The organism is Comamonas aquatilis, assembly GCF_965139575.1.
GTDB lineage: Bacteria > Pseudomonadota > Gammaproteobacteria > Burkholderiales > Burkholderiaceae_C > Comamonas > Comamonas aquatilis.
Window position 1 is genome coordinate 78,394 of record NZ_CBCSIW010000005.1, and the last position, 20,630, is coordinate 99,023.

Below are 20,630 nucleotides of genomic sequence, written 5' to 3' on the forward strand. Positions count from 1 at the left end.
CGTTAATCGCTGGGTTTGAGAATGGATGACACCGATACAGGTTTGTATCGGTGTCATTTTGTTTTATTAAATTTCGTTTGAAAATTCGATTGAAACCAGATTTACATCTGGAAAATAAATCAATAGGTATTCCGAATTAAATAGTCGCGTTTCATTGAGTAACAAAAAATTAAGTATTGATTGCCATAAACTGCCGGGCCTGCGTGTGTGCTTTCTACCTATTTCCTTGATGCCATGAACTGAATGGCCGGCAAGTCGAGGTCTTGGAAAGCGCATCACCGCATCCGGCCGCAAACGATGGCGCACTCATATCAAACGCCATGCTTTCCATCGCGTGGCACCGCGAGGGAGGCTTAATTTGGAACAGGAATCCAGCCTGCAGGCCCACGGCCTGGGGGCATCGTATGGCGCGCGCGTCATCCTGGCGGAGGTGGACTTTGCCCTGCCAAAAACCGGTGTCACGGCCTTGCTGGGGCCGGCAGGCACGGGCAAATCCACACTGCTGCGCACCATGGCGGGACTCAACGCTGGCAACCCGCGCTTTCGTCGCTGGGGTGCGCTGCACTATGCAGGCCAGCCCGTAGACGGGCATCCGGGCTCCGTGCATCCGGCGCAAGCCCTGCCGCGCCTGGTGCAGCAGCAGGCCAGTCTCATGCGTTCGAGCACGCTGCAAGCCTTGATCGAGCCAATGCGCCTGCATCAGCAGCACTCGCCGCTGCAGTGGCGGCAATGGGTACAGGCCCGTTTGCAGGAGTACGGCTTTGCCGAGTTGGTGCCCAAGTTGGATACGCCGATCCTGGAGCTGACGGTCATGCAGCAACGCGCCGTGGCCATTTTGCGCGAAGCCTGGGCCGAGCCTGCCGTGCTCATGCTGGACGAGCCCACGGCAGAACTTGCCGGCTACGAAGCCTTTGTGTTGCTGGAGCTGATTACCCGGGTGGCGCAGCGCAGCTGTGTACTGCTGGTCACCCACCAGCAAAAACATGCGCAGGCGGTGGCGCAGCACATGCTGCTGCTGGCCGGCGGGCGCATTCAGGAGTCCGGCCCCATGGATGGCTTCATGCACGCGCCAGCAACGGCGGCGGGCCGGCAGTTCTTGCGCAGCGGCGGTTGCTCGGTGCCCATGCCGGGTACGCCGGCTGAGCACTTGGCCGACGATGTACAGCCTGCGCCGCCCTTGCCGGCGGCGGCGCTGAAGGCGATTGCCGAATTTGCAGACCTTCAGGCTGTGGCGATGAAGCCTCCTCAAAAAAATGAGCTTGAAGCGCAGAAATTTATTGAGCTGCAGGCAAAAAGAATCATTGAAACCACGGCGGCAGCCGTTCAGGCGCAGGGCAGGGCCGCATCTGCCATGGCGCAGCATGGGTTGGCGGCATTCAAGGCGCGCCCGGTGAGCACCGCCGTGCTGATGGACATGCTGCCGCTGACCGCCGCCGAGCATTCCGTGCCTGCCAGCCGTGGCCCCAGCGGCTTTGCCTGGCTGGTGCCGGGCCGTCTGGCGGGCACGCCCTGGCCCGGCGTGGTGCATGACATGGATCTGGACCTGCAGGCCTTGCGCCGCTGCGGCGTCACCATGCTGATCACGCTGACCGAGAAAGACTTTCCGCAGCCTCCGTTGCAGCGCCACGGGCTGAAGAACTTCCATCTGCCCGTCTATGACCATGAGTCGCCCACCGTCGCGCAGATCCAGATGCTGCTGGCGCGCATGTCTGCAGCCATGCGGCGCGGCGAAGTGCTGGCCGTGCATTGCCTGGCCGGTCTGGGCCGCACCGGCACCGTGCTGGCTGCATGGCTGGTGCGCGAAGGTCTGACCGGCGAGGAGGCGCTGCGCCGCGTACGCCTGATTGACGCGCAATACGTGCAGTCCCAGGCGCAGGAAGCGCTGCTATACGCATACGAAAACGCGCTGCTTGAAAAAATGGCGTGACCGAGATCGAGAAAATGAAAGAGAGAACGTAATGAGTTTGGATGCAGTTTTGAGCCAGGTGGTGCCCACGGTTCCCGAATGTCTGGCTGTGGGTTATGTGGACGCGGGCTCCGGCATGTTGTTGTCCATCCGCACCGTGGATTCTCACCCCCGCGAGGTCATTGATCTGGTGGCAGCGGCGACCGGTGATTTGTTCAACGGTCCCAATGTCTCCATGATCGAGAAGATGTTCAAGCGCTCGCGCGGCCTCAGCGACGACGGCCATCACTATTTTCAGGAAATCATCATCAACAGCGACAACCTGATTCATGTGTTCCTGCGCAGCAAGTCGGTGCCTGACTATGTGGCAGTCTTTGTCTGCCGTCGCACGGCCAATCTGGGCATGGCGCTGACCAAGGCACGCATGGCCATGCCGCAGATCGAAGCCGCGCTTTGATCTGCGGGGCCTAGCGGCTGGGGCGCACATCGCTCGCTATTGCTTGGATGGCGCATGTGGCTACGGGGCTTAACAGACACAAAGGCGCATGGATCGTTATGCTTGGTCCATGCGCCTTTTGCTTGTTGAAGATGACACCATGATTGGCCAGGCCGTGCAGGGCCTGCTGCGCGGTGACGGTTATGCGGTGGATTGGGTGGTCGATGGTCTGCAGGCCGATACGGCTTTGCTGGCCCATGAGTACGATCTGGTGCTGCTGGATCTGGGCCTTCCCAGGCTGGATGGCCTGCAGCTGCTGCGCCAGCTGCGTGCCCGCAAGGACGCCACGCCCGTGCTGGTGGCCACGGCGCGCGATGCCGTCAAGGACAGAGTGGCGGGGCTGGATGCCGGGGCCGACGATTACATCATCAAGCCCTATGACATGGACGAGCTGCTGGCCCGCATCCGCGCCTTGACGCGTCGCGCGGCCGGGCGCATGGAGGCCGTTTATGAGCACGCTGGCGTCATGCTCAACCCCCGCACGCGCGAGGCCACGGTCCAAGGCCAGCCGGTGCTGCTGTCGGGGCGTGAATGGGCGGTGCTTGAGGCCTTGCTGCAGCGCCCGGGCAGCACGCTGTCGCGCCAGCAACTGGAGGACAAACTTTATGGCTGGGGAGATGAAGTCAGCAGCAATGCCATCGAGGTCTATATCCACGGGCTGCGCAAAAAACTGGGGGCCGCACTGGTGCTCAATGTGCGCGGCGTGGGCTATATGGTTCCCAAGCCATGACTGAGCATCGCTCCAACAACGGCCCCATGTCCTGGCGGCGCTGGCTCCCGGGTTCGCTGGGCGCCCGGTTGCTGCTGTTCATTGGCGCAGCCATTGTGTTCACCACCGTGCTGCAAGGTTTTTTTGCCTACCGCAATGCCCTGGTGCAGACCGACTCTCTGTTTGACTATCAGATGCAGCAAACCGCATTTGCGCTGCGCGCAGGCCTGCCTGTGGATGCGCAGGGCAGAACGCAGGGCACGCCGCTGGAAGACGAGAACAAGGACTTCATCGTCCAGGTCTGGACCAACGAAGGTCTGCGCATTTTTGAATCCGCCCTGGGGGCTGCTCTGCCGCAAATGGCGGTGCTGGGCTTTGCCGACGTGCCGGCTCAGGGAACGACTTACCGCGTGTTTTCGCTGCAAACCCGCTCCCAGGTGATACAGATTGCCCAGGACATGCGTGTGCGCCAGACGTTGGCGCGCGATGCGGCGCTGCAAAGCCTTTGGCCCGTAGCCTTGCTTGCCCCTTTGCTGGCGCTGGTCGTGTGGTGGGTGATTCGCAAATCACTGGCTCCCGTGCAGCGCGTGCGAGCCGAGCTGGCAGGGCGCCAACCGCAGGCCCTGGCCCCCGTGGCTGTGCAGGGCTTGCCCGATGAAATTCAGCCCCTGGTGCTGGAGTTCAATCACCTGTTGCAGCGTGTGAGCCAGGCTTTTGAGGCCCAGCAGCATTTTGTGGCCGATGCCGCGCATGAGCTGCGCTCGCCGCTGGCCGCCTTGCAGCTGCAATTACAGGCGCTGCGCCGCGCCACCAGTGAGGCCGAACGCGAGGCCGCGCAAGTCCAGTTGGCCGCCGGTATCGAACGGGCCAAGCGCCTGGTGGAGCAATTGCTGGCTCTGGCCCGGCAAGAAGCCGCACCAGCGGCCGCCGTAGCCGTGGTGGATTTGCGCCAGCTGGCAGAGCAGGCCTTGGCCGATTGCGCAGCGGCCGCACAGGCTGCTGGCTTGGACATGGGCTTGAGCGAAGACCCGCAGTTGCAGGCCGCGTTCTCCATACCCGGTGATGCTCAGGCCCTGGCCATGCTGATGCGCAATTTGCTGGATAACGCCCTCAAATACGTGCCCGCAGGCGGTCAAGTGGATGTGGGCTGGCGTCAGGATGGGCGGGGGAGGGCCTTGGTGGTGGAGGATTCTGGCCCTGGCATTGCTCCTGAAGAACGTGAGCGTGTGGTGCAGCGTTTTGTACGCGGTGAGGGTGCAGGCGGCAAAGCCGGCGGCAGCGGGCTGGGCCTGTCCATTGTTCAGACCATTGCCGAGAGGGCGGGTGCGCAACTGGTGTTGGACCAATCGCCGACTCTGGGCGGCTTGCGGGTACAGATCATCTGGCCCACGCTTGCTGGTTAGGTGCCGGCGGGGTAAATCAAATTCACGCGGCGGGCCTTGGCTTGTCATCCGGCAATGAGGCATGAGTGTTTGAGTCATGGCGCATGAAACCTGAACTGAGCTTGACAGTTTTGTGATTAGAAGAAAATTGAGCGATTCAATTGATCTGTATTGACGCGGCGTTGGAGTAATAAAAATGCAATCCATGGTGCATAGGCTTTCCCAGTCGGTGAGTTCGGCTCAGACTCTGAGCGGTATGACCCGCCCCTTGCTGGAGATACTGGTGGAGCTGACGGATCTGGAGTCCGCCTATCTCACCACCGTTGACGAGGCGCGCGGTGTGCAGAACGTGATCTATTCGCTCAATACCGGCGAACTCAATCTGCCTGAAGGACTGGAAGTGCCCTGGGGAGACACCTTGTGCAAGCGTGCGCTGGATGAGGGGCGCATGTACACCGGCAATGTGGCCGAGTGCTGGGGGGATTCGGGTGCGGCGCGCGAGCTGGGTATTCAGACCTATGTCAGCACGCCGGTGCGTTTTGCCAGCGGCTCGCTTTATGGCACCTTGTGCGCAGCCAGTCGCCGCTCGGCCCAATTGCCGCAAGATGCGGAAAGCGCCTTGCGCCTGTTCGCCAAGATCATTGCCGGTTTTGCCGAGCGCGAGCAGCTGGTGCAATCGCTGCAACAGGCCAACCGGGAGCTGTCGTCGCTGGTGCTGCTGGACGCCCTGACCGGGCTGCCCAACCGCCGCTGTCTGACCGAAGAACTCCAGCGTGTCATCAGCCACTGCCGTCGCAGCCGCGAATGGGTGCTGGTGGGCTTTCTGGATCTGGATCGATTCAAGCAGATCAACGACCAGCATGGTCATGAGGCCGGAGACGCCTTGCTGTGTTCACTGGGCGAGCAGTTGGCTGCATCGGTGCGCAGCAGCGACATGCTGGCCCGCTTTGGCGGCGATGAGTTTGTCATCGTGGGCTCGGGCCCGCAGCTCAGCGACGATGGCGACGCCATCGCCACGGACTTGCAGCAGCGCCTGGCGGCGGCTTCGGCCATCACGGTCTCGCTGTCCGGCGGGCGCGAGCTGATCTACGAAGGCGCCAGCGTGGCCGTGATCAGCCTCTCGCCCGATGAAACCGATGTGGACGATGCCTTGCAGAAGGCCGATGCCGCCATGTACCGCGTCAAGGCTGCCCGCCAGAAACGGGCGGCTACCGCCATGCATTGAAGCCTTGCTGCTTCATCCACCAAGGCCGCAGGGTAAGAGTCTTGCGGCCTTGTGCTTCTCAGCTATGAAAGTGTTGCTATTGTTTTTGAAGTTTGTGCGCACTTCTTTGCAAATCCACTCCTATGTGAAATATTGACAACGGACCGCATCCAGTTGTTGAGTAAGAAATCTCGCTGGCAAGATGAGGGAGAGAAAGAAATTCTCGCAAATCCTTGATTTGAAGGCGGACCCCGGTGGTAGAAGAGCCGAAGCAGGCAGCCCTGCAATGTAGAGAATCACTGCCCGTCTGTGCGCGCAAGGAGATTCGCATGGTCAAGCGTCGAACCAAAATAATGGTCATGGCATGTGTTGGCGCATGGCTGGCCTTTTCCCTGCCTGTTGGCGCGTCGATTTACCTGGCCTGGGTGCAAGGCCATAAAGAGGCCAATGGGCTTTTGGCCCTGGCGACCAGAGGTGTGCTGAATCGATCGGCCGTACTCCGCTTTCAGGCCAATGCGGCGATTGATCAGCTGGTTGCCGAGGATTACGAAGTTCCCTGCTCGGAGGCAGACCTGGAGCGCATGCGTGCAGTGGCCGCTGTATCCAGCTATCTGCAGGGTGTTGGTCGAATTCGCGTCAACCTGCTGGAGTGCTCGACCCTGGGCGGTAGCGAAGCGATAGATATCGGTGCGCCTGACAGAAACTATCCTCTACCGGGAATGCCGCGCTTTTGGGATGCGATCAAGCTGCCTCAAAACCCAGCGCCCATGTTTTCTGTTTTTTCTCGTGCGGGCTATGCGGTCATCTACCTGCCTGAACTGGTGTCAGATGTTGCGGCTTTCCCTGGCATGGCCGTGGGTCAATTTTCTGTCAGTGACCAAAAAATCATTCAATCCATGGGTGAGGTGGATGAAGATTGGATACAGCAATTCAAGGGTGTAGAAACGTTTTTTGAAGATGACCAAGGCCGCTGGGTGAGCATCAAACCCTCTGATCTCGGCACTACCGCTGCGTTTGCCGCCATGCCGCGCGAGCAAGTAAGGTCGTATGTCGATGGTGCGGCAGCCCGCATGATCCCTGTAGGCGTGATCATCGGTGCTCTGCTGGCTCTGGTCGTGCTGTTGCGTGCGCGCTATCAACTCTCGTTTAAAGCGCGTCTGCGTGAGGCCTTGCGGCGCAAGGAGTTTCATATGGTCTATCAGCCTGTGATGGATCTGCGCACCAATCGCTGCGTGGGCGCCGAGGCCTTGATCCGCTGGAGCCCGCCGGATGAGCCGCCTGTGAGTCCGGCCGTTTTTATTCCCGAAGCTGAAAGCCATGGCTTGATCAAGCAGGTTACGGCGCAGGTCATGGAAATGGTCGCGCGCGATTCCGTGGCGCTGCTCACGGCCTATCCAGATACCCATATTGCTATCAATTTTTCAGCCGAAGATCTGCACTCGCCGCAGATGGAAGGTCAGCTGGCGACTCTGCTGCAGCATGCTGGCGCGCAATCGCGCAACATTTTGATAGAAGCGACGGAACGAGGTCTGATGCAACCAGACAAAGCCAAGGGAAGGCTGGTTTCCGTGCGTGCACAGGGCTTTAAAGTCGCCATCGACGACTTTGGCACCGGCAGCTCCAGCCTTTCGTACTTGGCCACTTATGACCTGGACTTGCTGAAGATCGACAAGATGTTCGTAGACTCCTTTGAACAGAACTCTTCGACCTCCAAGGTGGCTTTGCACATCATCGAGATTGCGCGAACCTTGGGGCTTGAGATGATTGCCGAAGGTGTGGAAACCGAGCGCCAGCGAGATACCTTGCGCGCCGCCGGAGTTCAATATGCCCAGGGCTGGCTTTTTGCAAGGCCCATGTCCATGGGGGATCTCATGGGTTTCATGCGTGCCAGCAACGATGTTGCCTCGGTAGCTCCGGAAATCATCTGATTGTGACCTCGGTACCGGTGGGCAATTTCAAGCACTTGCCTTCGGTTTTTTCGCCTGCAATATCTTCAAATTTCAATGAGAGGGACGCTTGTTGAAATGCTTGAACGCCCGCAGCCACCGCATCAATTCATTGGACTTATGTAGTCGTGCCTGACGGTTTTGGCAAGGCACTTGTTGGGTTATTGCTTTGATCCAATGGGCTGTACAAAAGCGTGTTGCTGGGCTGAGACCCTGCGCTCTCGCAAGGCTGAGCGTGTATTTGCCGACAGCGGTAATAATTGCGAGTGGAGGTGTTGTTTGTGACAAATTCACTCGCGGACGGTCTGGACTTTGAGGATATGTTCAACCTTGCCCCTGTATCGCTCTGGATGGAGGATTACAGCGGGCTCAAGCAATTGTTCGATCAGTGGCGAGCGCAGGGGGTCGACGATCTGCTCGCTTTCTTGAAGGACGATCCCGAACGGCTAAGGCGCTGCAGCCAATCCTACAAGGTGCTGCAGGTCAACCAGTACACCCTGGATCTCTTCAAGGCCGCAGACCAGGAGAGCTTGAAAAGTCGTCTGCATGAGGTTTTTCGCGGCGACATGCTCGAGAGCATCGTGAACGAGTTGCTGGCGCTTTGGCAGGGGCAACTGAGTTTCGAGACCCGCTCGGTCAACTATGACCTGGATGGGCGCAGGCTGGATGTGCAGGTCCGCGCCCGTGTGCTGCCAGGTTATGAAGACAGCTGGAGCCGGGTGCTGGTTTCGTTGGAGGATGTGACCGCCGAAGTGCAGGGCACGGCGCAGTTGCAGCAGAGCGAGCAATATGCCCGAGACCTGTTTGAGTACTCGCCGGTATCGCTGTGGGTAGAAGACTTCAGCGTGGTCAAGCGACTGATGGACGAAGTACGTGCACGCGGCATCACCGATTTCCGAACCTTTCTCAAGGTTCATCCGGAGTTCGTGACGCGCTGCATGCAGGAAATCCAGGTGATCGATGTCAATCGTCAGACGTTGAAGATGTTCGGTGCAGAGAACAAGGCGCAATTGCTGCGCAGCCTGTCTCGCATCTTTCGGGGCGAAATGTATGACTCGTTTGCCGAGCAACTGATCGACCTCTGGGATGGAAAGCTGGTGCAGCAACGAGAAGTGGTGAACTACGGCCTGGCAGGCGATGTGCTTCACATTCACCTGGAGTTTTCCATCATGACCAGTCATGCGGAAAACTGGGGCCTAGTGCTGCTGTCACTGGTGGACATCACCGCACGTAAAAAAGCGGAGGCCTATCTGGAGTATCTGGGCAAGCATGATGTGCTGACCCAGCTGCGCAATCGCGCCTTCTATACCGAAGAGTTGAATCGACTGTCCCGCAAAGGCCCGTGGCCCTTGTCCTTGATCGCCATAGACATGAATGGCCTCAAGACCGTCAATGACGAACGGGGGCATGCGGCGGGGGATGCCATGCTGCGGCGCATGGGCGAGGTGCTTGCGAAAGCGGTGGACGCTCCGGCCTGTGCCTGCCGCATTGGCGGAGATGAGTTCATGGTGCTGCTGCCCGGCACGGATGAGCGGGGTGCCATCGCATTGCAGGAGCGCATCCTGTCATTGCTGGAGTTGAACAATCAGTTCTATCCCGGGCACACCATTCATGTGTCCATGGGTCATGCCTGTGGTCATGAGGGATCGCCCGTAGAAGCGATTGTGCAGCGGGCGGATCAAGCCATGTACGCCGAGAAGGCCCGCGCCTACCAGAGCAAGGAGCGCAATCGTCGTTCGAGCACAGAGTGAGCTGCGAAAGGGGAAAAGGCAGCAAAGCTTTGCGCTTCGCAGCCTTTATTTTCTGCGTCGATTACTTTGTGCTGGCTGGGGAGCTTCTGCTGCAGATTTGATGGCAAGACCATGCGCGAGTGCGGCTGCAGCACGGCGGCCTTGGCACAGAGGCATCCGGGATCTGGGTAAATTGGTTTGACAGATGTCTACGCCAAATGCCCAGTCCCTGATGACATTAAATGGATCTGCCTCCGTCAACTGGCAGCTCAATACCCGTGAGAAATGCCGATTGCGGGCTTGCCAGATACAGCGCGGCATTTGCAACATCCGTGGGATCGCACATGCGTCCCATAGGGATGGTGGATACAAAACGTGAGCGGTTTTCTTCGCTGTCAGCCACACCCATAAAGTCCTGCAGCAAGCCTGTTGGCGACATGACGGGGGCAATCAGATTCACGCGAATGCCCAAAGGGGCGAGCTCCACGGCCATCGACTTGGTCATTACTTTGACCGCGCCCTTGGAGCTGTTGTACCAAGTCAGTCCCGGGCGAGGGCGGATGCTGCCGACCGAACCGATGTTGATGATCACGCCGTCCTTGCGCTTTTGCATCAGCGGCACCACGGCGCGGGTCATGTGGTAGATGGATTTCACATTGACGTTGAAGACGCGGTCGAACGTGGCTTCGTCCACTTCCAACATGGGCTGGTTGCGGTGTGTGGTGCCGGCGTTGTTAACCACCACATCCGGCGTGCCGAAGTGGCTTACACACTGCTCCACCATGGCCTGTACCTGTTCGCCTTTGCTTACGTCGCAGGCCACAGCTAAGGCGTTGGCACCCAGCGCTTTGGCCACAAGCTGCGCCGCTTCCAGGCGCAGATCGGCCAGTATCACCTTGGCCCCGGCTTGCACAAAGGCTTTGGCGGTTGCAGCACCGAAGCCGCTGCCTGCGCCCGTGACGATGGCCACTTTATTGGTCAATGCACTCATGTTGTTGTCTCCGGATCATTCGTAGTGTTGAACAATGGTCTTGGTGGTACTCATCTCTTCGAGTGCCATCAAGCCTTTTTCCCTGCCGTATCCGCTTTTCTTCACGCCACCAAATGGCAGCTCCACGCCACCGCCGGCGCCATAGCAGTTGATGAACACCTGCCCGCTGGCAATACGCTGGGCCATGCGCGACTGGCGGCTGCCGTTCTCGGTCCATATGCCGGCGACGAGACCAAACTCTGTGGCATTCGCCAGGAGCACGGCATCTTCTTCGTCGGTGAATGGCATCAGGGCCAGCACCGGGCCGAAAATTTCCTGACAAGCCAGACGGCTGTCGCGGGGCACCGCACCGAACAAGACTGGGGCTACAAAGAAGCCATCATCCGATAGTCCATCAGCCAGGCGACCCTGGGCCAGCAGCGGAATGCCTTGCTGCACGGCTTCGTCGATAAAGGCCTGCACACGCATTTGCTGCTTGGCGCTGATCAGCGGGCCGCAGTCCAGATCCATTTCCGGCGTGCCCACACGCAGAGCGGAAAAGTGTTCGGCCACGGTCTTGACGAACGCGTCATACACTCCCTGCTGCACTAGCAGGCGGCTGCCAGCCGAGCAGGTTTGCCCCGCGTTTTGCACGATAGCGCGCACGATGGCCGGAACAGCTTTGGCCAGATTCGCATCATCAAAAACGATTTGAGGTGACTTTCCTCCCAGCTCCAGCACGCAAGGCACGTGGTGGCGTGCCGTGGCCTGCTGTACCAGCACGCCGGCTTCGGGCGAACCGGTGAAGGTCACAAAATTGACGCCCGGATGTGCGGTGAGCGCGGCGCCGGCCTCGGCACCGTAGCCGGTGACGATGTTCAGTGCTCCGGCAGGAAGTCCCGCTTCCATGGCCAGCTCTGCCAGTTTGAGTGCGCTAAGGCAGGCGTCCTCTGAGGGTTTCACCACCGCAGCATTGCCCATGGCCAGTGCGGGGGCCAGCGTGCGCCCCATCATTTGCGCCGGGTAGTTCCAGGGAATGATGTGGCCGGTCACGCCATGCGGAACGCGCACCACGCTCACGTTATAGCCATTCAGATAAGGGATGGTCTGGCCGTGCACCTTATCGGCTGCTCCCCCGTAAAACTCGAAATAGCGTGCCACGGCCGCCGCATCGGCTCGGGCTACGGCTATCGGCTTGCCGGTATCGCGCGCTTCCAGTTGTGCCAGCTCCTCGCCGTTGGCAACGATGATCTGCGCCAGGCGCTGCAAAATGCGCCCACGCTCGGTGGCAGTGGTTCGCCCCCAGGCACCCTCCATGGCAGCCTGTGCAGCGGCGACAGCCCGGTTCACGTCTTCGGACCGGCCGCGTGCAATGGTGCCAAACGGACGCGCTGTACAAGGATCGACCACATCGATGGTTCCGCCTTCCAGCGCGTCCACCCAATTTCCGTTGATGAGTAACTGGCTCTTCACATTGGCCCCTGGTAATTTGAAAAACGGCTGTCCCGTCCTTGCCCACTACGCACAGCACCTGCGAGGTCTGTATGACACCGGTCGGGCAAAGACGGCGATGCAAGCTGGTCAGCCTTGCGCCATCGCGCGCTCGGGCTCCACTTCCTTCATGAAGTTGGTGTCGTTGTAGTGGTAGAGGTCGTCCAGATAAGGGACAAAGAAGTCGTAGAACGTGCGTGAATCGTACTTTGCCTTCTCGCCGGACTGCACACACTCGGCAATCGGAGCCACGCTGGCGTCGTCATCGGGGTAGAAGAAGAAAGTCATGGCATAGCGCTTGTGCGGCGGGTTGATGACGCGGTGCGGTGTAGCAATGAAATGGTCGTTCGATAGGCGGTTGAGCACTTGGCCGGTGTTAACTATCAGTGCGTCCTTCACGTACTTCACGCTCAGCCATTCTTTGTTGGGCGTCATCACCTGCAAACCTGGAACGGGTGTCATGGGCAGCAGCGTCAGAAAGCTGCCGTCCGAGTGAGGTGCCAGCGCAAACTGCCCTTCTTCCATCTTTTCCTCGGGATGGTAGTAGGCACAACGCTGGTAGTACTCGGGGGTCTGGAACATGCTGTCGAAGTAATCAGCGCGCAGATTCAGTGCGCGGGCATATATCGGCAGAAGCTCCTTGCCCAGCTTTTCCATCGATGTCTGGTATTGGTAGAGCGTGCTCTTGAATGTCGGCAGGCTGCTGGGCCATTGATTCAGACCGCGGTGGCGCACATTGGCCTTGACCTTGGGGTCGTTGGCATCGCGTTCACGCATGAAAAGCCAGGCGGAGTTGGTGTCTTTCTTCGTGTTGAGTGCGATCTTTTCCTTGATGGCAGTCGACTGCAGGATCGAGGACTTCGGCGGCAGATAGCCCTGATGGTGATAGCCCACCCGGTGCTTGTTTTTTTCATCGCCCGATATTTCAAACAGCTGAGCTGTCTGGTGGAACGATTCATCAATCAGCGTCTGGGGAATGCCGTGGTTGATGATAGCGAAAAAGCCCAGATTCTCCTGAATGTGGCGCACATCGGCACCTAACTGCTCCAGTGCTCCAGGAACGCCTGCCAGATAAGGGCCAACGTCCAGAATGGGCAGTTCCTTGGCTTCCACGATGGCTTTGCGCACGGCTTCGGAAGGAGCCGTTGTGTTCTTCAAAAAATTAGGGGTAGTGGTTGTCATCGCTATGTCTCCTGATCTTAGTAATTGCTTGGAAAGGGATGCACTGACTTGTGGGGTGTAGGGAATGACTTTGCTTTGGCTTACCCTCCCACCCAGCTTTTGCATTTGGACTCCGCTTTGGAGGCAAACGCTTGACTGCCCGGAATGACTTGCAGCTCCTTGTAATAGTCCCAAGGCTTCTTGGATTCAGCCGGGCTCTTGACCGCCATCAACCGCAAGTCGTGGACCATTCGGCCATCCTCACGGATGAAGCCATCCGCGGTATACATATCGTCGATTTTTTGTTTTTTTAGCTGCGCCATCACTTGCTCTGATTGATCGGTTCCGGCCGCTTTGACTGCAAGCAGGTACTGCAGTGCGGCGGAGTAGCTGGCAGCCTGCATGCTGGTGGGCATCTTTCTCATCTTGCCTTGGAAGCGCTGAGACCAAGCCCGTGTTTTGTCATTGCTGTCCCAGTACCAGGCTTCAGTCAGGTTGATGCCCTGGGTGAGTTTCAGACCGAGCGAGTGCACATCGGTCAGAAACAGCATCAAGCCGGCAATCTTCATGGACTGGGACACGCCAAACTCATTGGCTGCCTTGATGGAATTGATGGTGTCGCCGCCGCCATTGGCCAGGCCCAGCACCTGGGCGCCCGAGGCTTTGGCCTGCAGCAGGAAGGACGAAAAATCCGAGGCCGAGAGCGGATGGCGCACGCTGCCCATGACTTTGCCGCCATTGGCTTTGACGACCTGGGCGGTCTGGCGCTCCAGAGAATCACCAAAGGCGTAGTCCACCGTAAGAAAGTACCAGCTCTTGCCGCCTTGCTTGCTCATGGCTGAAGCTGTGCCGCGCGCCAGAGCCACGGTGTCGTACAGATAGTGAATGATGTAGGGTGAGCATTCTTCGTTGGTCAGCTGCGCGGCCACGCCGCCAGTGACCATTACGATTTTTTTCTTCTCCGTCGCGACTTTGGCAATCGCCAGGCTGGTGCCCGAGCTGGGGCCGCTGATGATCATATCCACGCCCTGGGTGTCAAACCATTCGCGAGCCCGGGTGGCGGCGGCATCGGCTTTGGCCGAATGGTTGGAGGCAATCACTTCTATTTTTTTGCCAATGACCGTACCGCCGGCATCCGCCACGGCCAATTTCACGGCCTCGGTTATTCCCGGCCCACCCATGTCGGAATACAGTCCAGACATGTCCGCCTGAACCCCAATGCGGATGACGTCGTCCGAGACCTTCGGCTGCGCTGTTGCTGCAGATCCCCACGCAGACAGAATCAGGGCAAGGCCTGTCAGGCAGCCGGGGCTGAAAGACTCACGACGGGCAAAACGCTTTTTGGGTGTCGGCATCAAACTCTCCTTGTTGAAAAGTCGAACTGCAAGCATCTACAGCGCTTGCCTACTTGCGCACTGGCCTCGCATGGCGTACAGCAGCTGCAGCTCCCGCAGACTGGCCGATGCCTTGGCGACGGTCAGGCAGTGATCCCACGACACTGCGTCAATATCCGCACTCAGCTGCACCGCATTCAGCAGCCGGATCAGAGCCAGCTGCTTGTGCCTGTGCTGCACGCTGTGGTGCAGCAGGGAAAGTGCGGCTGTCCTGGCCGTATTCACCTCCGCCGGAGATGCCTGCTTTGCGGTGCCGGCGTGGATGGCTTTTTTGGACAGGCGAATGTGCGTGCGCGTCATCATTCAGTCCAGTCGCGCGCCAGAAGTGCGAACCACCTTGCCCCAGCGCAGGGCATCGGCGCGCAGCTGTTGTCCGAATTCATCGGGTGACGTCGGAAAAGGTTCCGCGCCTTGTGCTTCGAAACTGGCGCTCACCTCGCGGCTGAGCAGCAGATCGTTCACATCGGTGTTGATTTTCATGATGACTTCACGCAGCACACGACCGGGTGCCATCAGACCGAACCAGGGGGCGACGTCAAAATCGGGGAGGCCTGCCTCTGCCACCGTAGGGATCTGTGCAAAGGCTTTGGCACGGCGGGCGCTGGTTACCGCAATCGGACGCAGATTGCCGCTTTTGAGCTGCCCGGCCACGGATGGCAGACTGGTGAAGACCACATCGATCTGGCCGGCCAGCAGGTCTTGCAGCGCCTGCGCCGCCCCGCGGTAAGGAACATGCTCCAGCTTGACCTTGGCACCGGCACTGAACATCTCGCCCAGCAAGTGATTGACCGAGCCGTTGCCGGCGGAACCATAGGTCACGCGCCCATTTTTGGCTGTTCCCACCAACTCCGCCACCGTGTGAAATGGTGCATTGCTGCGTCCCACAATCACGAACGGCAAAGTAGCCAGTGTGGCCACGGCAGCGAAATCTGCCACTGGGTCAAAAGGCAGATTGCGGTACAGCGCACCATTGATGGCCTGGGTGCCCACATAGGTCATTAGCAGCACATGACCGTCGGCGGCGGAGGCGACCACCGCCCCCATGCCGATATTGCCGCCCGCGCCGGGGCGGTTATCCACGATGACGGGCTGCTCCCATTTTTCGCTCAGCTTTTGCGCCATGATCCGCGCCAGCGCATCGGAAGCGCCCCCGGGAGTCTGCGGCACGATGATCCGTACAGGCTTGTCTGGAAAAGCGTGAGCGACCGGAGCTGACAATCCCAGTTGCACACAGGCAGCAGTGAGCAGCAAAAGCATGTTTTTCAGCATGGCGAAGCTTTCTGCATGTCTGCCGCGAACGTTGTTTGCACGGCATCGAGGATGTTCGCCAGCTGTTGCGCAGCAGGCGCTGAGAAAAATTCGGTGTTCTGGCATGCAATGGCATCGCCCAGCCGCCGCTCCAGGTTTCGCTTCAGCCGGTAGCGAGCCCTTTGGGCGTGCAAGGTCTGCTGGTGCCCGCTGGTGCCGGCCAGCCAAGCCTGGTGCTGCTCTACCGCCTGGGCCAGCGCGGTAATGGATTCCGGCTGTGCCGAGGATGTCAACAAAATGGGCGCTACCCACGCATCCGGCGCACGGCGGCTGACGGCAGCGATGCGCCGGATATCGGCCACCATGCGCTGGGCGCCAGGCAAGTCGGCCTTGTTGACCACAAAGATATCGGCCATTTCCATGATTCCGGCCTTCATGGCCTGAACCACGTCACCGCTGTCCGGCAACAGCACCAGCACCAGGGTGTCCACCTGGGCGCGTACCGCGTACTCCGCCTGGCCCACACCAACGGTCTCCAGCAGTACCTCATCGAAGCCATAGGCATCCATCAGGTCGAGCATTTCCGGCAGGTTGTCGGCCAGCCCATCTGTGGTTTTGCGCGAGCCAAGGGAGCGGATGTACAGCTCGTGACTGCCAGCGATATCGTCCATGCGGATGCGGTCGCCCAGGATCGCCCCTCCGCTGTGCGGGCTGCTGGGGTCCACGGCCAACACGCCCAGGCGGGCCCGGGTTTGCAGCCTCAGCATGGCCAGGTGCCCCACCAGCGTGCTCTTTCCGGCACCCGGGGCACCGGTCACTCCGATACGCTGCGCCAGCTTTTCGGGCTGCGACCGCGGCGAGAGCAGGGCGGCGCCTGAGACGTCGGCATTGGCCAGCTTGGTCAGAGCGCGGCCCAGAGATGAGCGATCCAGCGCCGAGTTGTTCATCAGCATGTCACGTCCTTTCCCAGCAGTTCTGCAGCGTGCTCATTGAGCAGCGGCGGCAAGCGGTAGGAAGGAGTGAAGTTGTCGAAGCGGATGGGGCTGGCCACCGCGCTGAGCGGCAGGCTGCCATCGCCCAGAGGCACCACCAGTTCGCGCGAGCGGGCGATGTCGCCCTTGAGCGCCGTATTGAGCGTACCCACTTCGGCCGCAACCACGCCCAGCGGTGCCAGGCGCCGTACCCATTCCGATGCCGGGGCCTGCTGCAGCACCTGCGCAATGGCGGGAACGACTTCTGCGCGGTGCATGCGCCGTGCTGTCATGGTGGCAAAGTGCGGATGCTGCACCCATTGAGGCAGGCCGAGTTCGAGGCAGAAAATTTCCCAGAACTTGTCGTGCGTGATGAACAGCGTCAGCCAGCCATCGGCGGTGGCAAAAATCTGGGCCGGAACCACGTAAGGGTGCGATGAATCAGCCAGTCGCTCGATCGTCTCGCCGGCGTTGAGTGCTGCGCCCGCCAGATAATTGAGCTGCGAGAGCATCACGTCGTACATCGCGACGTCGACTTGGCCGCCTTGTCCTTGCACGATCTTGGCCAGCAGTCCCACTGCGGCAACGAGACCGGCCGAATTGTCTACGGCGGAGTAACCGGCCTTGGTGGGCGGTGCAGAAGGATCGCCTGTGAGGGCCATCACTCCGGTCAGTGCCTGGATGACATAGTCATAGGCAGGATTGTCGGAGTACGGGCCATTCAGGCCGTAGCCGGTGAGCGCCACGCAGACCAGGCGCTCGTTAACGTCTCGCAGGCTTTCATATGTCAGACCCAATTTACGTATGGCCGAAGGCCTGAGGTTGGTGATCAGGGCATGGGAGGTACTGGCCAGATCGGCCAGTGCTTCCTGCCCCCTGGGGCTGGCTAGATCCAGCACCACGCTTTTTTTGCTGCGATTGAGGCTGGCAAAGTAGGCGTTGTGCGGCCCGACATAGTGCGGGCTCACCGAGCGGGCGATGTCACCCTCAGGCGTTTCGATCTTGATGACCTCCGCACCCATATCCGCCAGCATGAGTCCGCAGTAGGGGCCAGCCAGCATGTGGCCGACCTCGATGACGCGGATTCCAGCCAGTGGCGCCGTCATGCCAGGCTTTCGGCCAGAGATGCCACTACGGTGTCCAGCGGCATATCGGCGGTGAACACGGCACTGACACCCAACTGGTGCAGCGAGGCGTGATCTTCAGCGGGTATGGTGCCGCCGACAAACACCTTCACGTCGTGCGCGTTCATCTCGCGTAACTGGGCAATCACATCGGCCACCAGCTCTTTGTGGCTGCCCGAGAGAATGCTCAAGCCCACCGCATCCACCCCTTCGTCAATGGCGACCTGGGCGATCTGTGCTGGGCTGCGGCGCAGGCCGGTGTAGATCACTTCGGCTCCTGCGTTGCGCAAGGTCAGCGCAATGATCTTGGCCCCGATGTCGTGCCCGTCCAGTCCGGGTTTGCCGATCAGGATGCGTTTGGATGCCAATTTGGCAGTGCGTTGTTGCGTGCTCATAAGTTCACCGGCTCCTTGAATTCACCCCATTGCGCTTTGAGGCAATCCGTCATCTCTTCGACCGTGGCGTAAGCGTGGCAGCACTCGACCAGATAGGGCATGACGTTGTCGTCATCCTTGGCAGCCGCAGCGGAAAGGCGGGAGAGAGCGTGTTTGACGGCTGAGTTGTCGCGGGTGTCCATCACATGCTGGTATTTCTCCAGCGCTCGCTGCGCGACAGTGGGATCGAGTGTGAATACCTCGCCCACCTTGATTTCCTCGTTCTCTTTCTTGAAGTGGTTCTGGCCCACCACTACGCTTTTCCCGGCATCCGTGTCGAGCTTGCGCTCCAGCCCGCGCTCAGCCAGACGCATCTGCAGCCAGCCGTCTTCAATGGCTCGCACCACTCCGCCGTAAGCGTCGATTTCATCCATGATGCCGACGATCTGTTCTTCCATGCGGTCGGTGTGCTGCTCAAGGAAGTAGCTGCCGCCCAGAGGGTCCACCGTGCGGCCAATGCCGCTTTCGTAGGCCAGAATCTGCTGTGTGCGTACCGCCAGCTCGGCCGAGGATTCGGTCGGAATCTGGAAGGCCTCATCGAAGGCACAGGTGAAAATGGATTGCGCACCGCCAAAGACGGCGGCCATGGTTTCGACGGCCACGCGCACCACGTTGTTGTAGGGCTGAGGAGCTACCAGAGACGAGCCACCGCAAACCACGCCAAAGCGGAAGTGCTGGGCTTTGGGGTCCTGAACGTCGTAGCGCTCTTTCATCAGGCGGGCCCAGAGACGGCGACCGGCACGGAACTTCGCTATTTCGTCGAAGAAGTCCATGTGCACATAGAAGAAGAAGGACAGGCGCTTGGCGAACTTCTCGACATCGCCGCCGCGGCTGCGCAGCTCATCCACATAGGCCAGGCCGTTGGCCAGGGTGTAGGCCATTTCTTCGGCCGCAGTAGCTCCTGCATCCCGCACATGGGCCCCAGCAATGCTGATCGGATTGAAGCGTGGCGAGAGCTCGTTGGAGTACAGAATGCTGTCGGCAATCAGCCGCATGGACGGGCGCACCGGAAAAATCCAGGTGCCGCGCGCCACGTACTCTTTCAAGATGTCGTTCTGGATCGTGCCGGTGAGCTTGCTGCGCGGTACGCCCTGCTTGTCGGCCACGGCCAGGTACATGGCATAAATGATGGCCGCCGTGCCGTTGATGGTGAACGAGGTGGAAATCTTGGAAAGGTCCAGATCCTTGAACAGAATCTCGGCCTCGCTGAGGTTGGACAGCGAGACGCCTACCTTGCCGATTTCCGGTCGCGCCATGGGGTGCGTGGGATCCAGGCCGCACTGCGTGGGCAGGTCCAGCGCCACCGACAGGCCGGTCTGTCCTTTTTCCAGCAAGAACTTGTATCGCTCATTGGATTCTTCGGCGGTGCCGAAGCCAGAGTACTGGCGTATGGTCCACAGCCTGCCCTGGTAGCCGTCGGGAAAAATACCGCGGGTGAAAGGGTACTCACCGGGCTGGCCTATGCGCTCGGCATCCACCGCTGAGGCATCTACACAGGTCGGCACATCAATGCCGCTAGGGGACGTGGGGTACAGCTGAGGGGGGGCACCCTCAAACCGTAGGATGTCGTCTCGTTTCATTGGTTGCCTTTCGCAAGAAATCGGTCCGATGCACTCCAGTGGTCGTCGTGCAGCCAGGTACGCATGACCTGCTGACGCTCCACGTCGCGCCGCTGTTCGTAGTTCTTGCCGTTGCGCCAGGCGCTGGTCTGGGCTTTGATGGCGCGCAGCACATGGACCGGGCAGGCAAGCATGGGAGCCAGAAACGTTTGCATGTCCTGACCATCCGGGCCGTCGCTGATGAGCTGGTCGGACAGACCCCAGTCGAGGGCCTGCTGCACGCCCACCATTTCGCAGCGCGCCATCATCCGCATGGCGCGGGCGCTACCAATGAGCTGGCACAGATCAGGGCCGCCGCCCCAGGCGCTGCTGATGGCCAGACGTGCCTGGATAAAACCGATGCGGGCGTGTGCTGCCTGCAAGCGCAGATCACAAGCCAGTGCCAGCTCGGCACCGCCGCCGATGGCGTCTCCGTTCAGGTAAGCCAGCACCGGTACGGGGCATTGGCGAATGGCATCGAGTGCACCGCGTGAACGATCGGCCATGGCTTTGGTTGCGGCTTCGTCACGAACATCCGAAAGCTCTAGCAGATCGCCGCCGGCGGCAAAAAATCGTTCACCGGCGCCACGAATCAGCACCAGGCGAGTGTTGGGTAGTGCGCTCTCCTGCACCACCGCCTGAGCCAAGAAGGTGAGCACATGGCCTGCTAGCGCATTGTGTTTGTGGGGCCTGTCAATCGTGATCCATACCACGCCGTTCTCTTCTCGCCCGATGCTGATGTCCTGAATGGCCTGCACTTTGGTATTGCCTCCGTGAAATGTTGTACAGCCATCGTAGGAAGCCTGTTTTTCGAAAACAAGGATGCAAGTTCAGCATTTGGAACAAATTGGGAAATGCCGCATGAT

Annotated in this window: 18 protein-coding genes; 7 read left to right on the forward strand and 11 right to left on the reverse strand. The window is 59.8% G+C overall.

The window, feature by feature from the left end; all coding sequences use genetic code 11:
- Nucleotides 1–358: 358 nt before the first annotated feature.
- The 7 genes from ACNAZA_RS08895 to ACNAZA_RS08925 all read left to right on the forward strand — a co-directional run bounded on the left by ACNAZA_RS08895 (nt 359) and on the right by ACNAZA_RS08925 (nt 9,394).
- Nucleotides 359–1,927 (forward strand): phosphatase domain-containing protein, encoded by a 1,569-nt coding sequence (locus ACNAZA_RS08895; protein WP_415796181.1) that lies wholly within the window; start codon nt 359–361, stop codon nt 1,925–1,927.
- Nucleotides 1,928–1,958: 31 nt separating this feature from the next.
- Entirely contained in the window at nt 1,959–2,363 is a 405-nt protein-coding gene (locus tag ACNAZA_RS08900) for a hypothetical protein (protein ID WP_120971427.1), read from the forward strand.
- Nucleotides 2,364–2,472: 109 nt separating this feature from the next.
- The gene (locus ACNAZA_RS08905) at nt 2,473–3,132 is read left to right on the forward strand and encodes a response regulator (protein ID WP_415796182.1); all 660 of its coding nucleotides are present in this window, start codon (nt 2,473–2,475) and stop codon (nt 3,130–3,132) included.
- Nucleotides 3,129–4,514, forward strand: coding sequence for an ATP-binding protein (locus tag ACNAZA_RS08910; RefSeq protein WP_415796184.1), 1,386 nt, complete (start codon nt 3,129–3,131; stop codon nt 4,512–4,514). The genes ACNAZA_RS08905 and ACNAZA_RS08910 overlap by 4 nt, the downstream gene beginning before the upstream one ends.
- 175 nt (nt 4,515–4,689) lie before the next feature.
- Nucleotides 4,690–5,718: a GGDEF domain-containing protein gene (locus ACNAZA_RS08915; protein ID WP_415796186.1), complete on the forward strand. Its 1,029-nt coding sequence runs from the start codon at nt 4,690–4,692 to the stop codon at nt 5,716–5,718.
- 338 nt (nt 5,719–6,056) lie between these two features.
- Complete coding sequence (locus ACNAZA_RS08920) at nt 6,057–7,625, forward strand: EAL domain-containing protein (protein ID WP_415796188.1); 1,569 nt, start codon at nt 6,057–6,059, stop codon at nt 7,623–7,625.
- Nucleotides 7,626–7,924: 299 nt separating this feature from the next.
- Nucleotides 7,925–9,394 (forward strand): sensor domain-containing diguanylate cyclase, encoded by a 1,470-nt coding sequence (locus ACNAZA_RS08925; protein WP_415796189.1) that lies wholly within the window; start codon nt 7,925–7,927, stop codon nt 9,392–9,394.
- Nucleotides 9,395–9,611: 217 nt separating this feature from the next.
- On the opposite strand, the gene ACNAZA_RS08930 is transcribed toward ACNAZA_RS08925, so the two are convergent.
- From ACNAZA_RS08930 to ACNAZA_RS08980, 11 genes are all read right to left on the reverse strand, one after another.
- Nucleotides 9,612–10,364, reverse strand: coding sequence for an SDR family oxidoreductase (locus ACNAZA_RS08930; protein ID WP_415796191.1), 753 nt, complete (start codon nt 10,362–10,364; stop codon nt 9,612–9,614).
- A 15-nt stretch (nt 10,365–10,379) separates the two neighbouring features.
- Nucleotides 10,380–11,816 (reverse strand): aldehyde dehydrogenase family protein, encoded by a 1,437-nt coding sequence (locus ACNAZA_RS08935; protein WP_415796193.1) that lies wholly within the window; start codon nt 11,814–11,816, stop codon nt 10,380–10,382.
- A 108-nt stretch (nt 11,817–11,924) separates the two neighbouring features.
- Nucleotides 11,925–13,016 carry an isopenicillin N synthase family dioxygenase gene (locus tag ACNAZA_RS08940; RefSeq protein ID WP_415796194.1) on the reverse strand — a complete coding sequence of 364 codons (1,092 nt, stop codon included), beginning with the start codon at nt 13,014–13,016 and terminating at the stop codon, nt 11,925–11,927.
- A gap of 80 nt (nt 13,017–13,096) precedes the next feature.
- Nucleotides 13,097–14,350 carry an ABC transporter substrate-binding protein gene (locus ACNAZA_RS08945; RefSeq protein ID WP_415796196.1) on the reverse strand — a complete coding sequence of 418 codons (1,254 nt, stop codon included), beginning with the start codon at nt 14,348–14,350 and terminating at the stop codon, nt 13,097–13,099.
- Between the two features lie 36 nt (nt 14,351–14,386).
- On the reverse strand, nt 14,387–14,692 hold the full coding sequence (locus ACNAZA_RS08950) for a hypothetical protein (RefSeq protein WP_415796198.1): 306 nt from the start codon (nt 14,690–14,692) through the stop codon (nt 14,387–14,389).
- Nucleotides 14,693–15,658, reverse strand: a complete 966-nt coding sequence (locus ACNAZA_RS08955) for a Bug family tripartite tricarboxylate transporter substrate binding protein (RefSeq protein WP_415796200.1) — start codon at nt 15,656–15,658, stop codon at nt 14,693–14,695.
- Nucleotides 15,652–16,590, reverse strand: coding sequence for an ArgK/MeaB family GTPase (locus ACNAZA_RS08960; RefSeq protein WP_415796201.1), 939 nt, complete (start codon nt 16,588–16,590; stop codon nt 15,652–15,654). Before ACNAZA_RS08960 ends, ACNAZA_RS08955 begins: the two co-directional genes overlap by 7 nt.
- A complete protein-coding gene (locus ACNAZA_RS08965) occupies nt 16,584–17,714 on the reverse strand; it encodes a CaiB/BaiF CoA transferase family protein (protein ID WP_415796203.1) in 1,131 nt (376 codons plus the stop codon). The genes ACNAZA_RS08960 and ACNAZA_RS08965 overlap by 7 nt, the downstream gene beginning before the upstream one ends.
- Nucleotides 17,711–18,127 carry a cobalamin B12-binding domain-containing protein gene (locus ACNAZA_RS08970; protein WP_415796204.1) on the reverse strand — a complete coding sequence of 139 codons (417 nt, stop codon included), beginning with the start codon at nt 18,125–18,127 and terminating at the stop codon, nt 17,711–17,713. The genes ACNAZA_RS08965 and ACNAZA_RS08970 overlap by 4 nt, the downstream gene beginning before the upstream one ends.
- Entirely contained in the window at nt 18,124–19,746 is a 1,623-nt protein-coding gene (locus tag ACNAZA_RS08975) for an acyl-CoA mutase large subunit family protein (RefSeq protein WP_415796205.1), read from the reverse strand. Before ACNAZA_RS08975 ends, ACNAZA_RS08970 begins: the two co-directional genes overlap by 4 nt.
- Nucleotides 19,743–20,522, reverse strand: a complete 780-nt coding sequence (locus tag ACNAZA_RS08980) for an enoyl-CoA hydratase/isomerase family protein (protein WP_415796207.1) — start codon at nt 20,520–20,522, stop codon at nt 19,743–19,745. Before ACNAZA_RS08980 ends, ACNAZA_RS08975 begins: the two co-directional genes overlap by 4 nt.
- Nucleotides 20,523–20,630 lie beyond the last annotated feature (108 nt).